Consider the following 234-nt stretch of genomic DNA (forward strand, 5'->3'; position numbering starts at 1 on the left):
GTGAAGTCGATTAGGACGAAACAGGGGAAAGCCATGGCGTTGATGGAGGTGGAAGAGGAGATTGAAGGGTGGGAAGTGGTTGTGTTTGGTGAGGTATGGGGGGGTAGGGAGGAGGATGTGGGGAAAGGTGAAGTGGTGGTGGTGGGTGGGAAAGTGGAGGAGGAGGAGGAAGGGTTTAAGCTGGTGGGTGAGGAGGTGGGGGGGGTGTGAGGGGGGGGAGTGGGGGAGGAGGTG

General features: G+C 59.4%; 1 protein-coding gene. It reads left to right on the top strand.

Annotated features, from left to right (window positions below):
* On the top strand, positions 1-210 hold a 210-nt coding region (locus FS628_RS31785), incomplete at its 5' end, for a hypothetical protein (protein WP_222125357.1).
* Positions 211-234: the final 24 nt, after the last annotated feature.

The organism is Paenibacillus xylanexedens, assembly GCF_007676705.1.
GTDB lineage: Bacteria > Bacillota > Bacilli > Paenibacillales > Paenibacillaceae > Paenibacillus > Paenibacillus xylanexedens_C.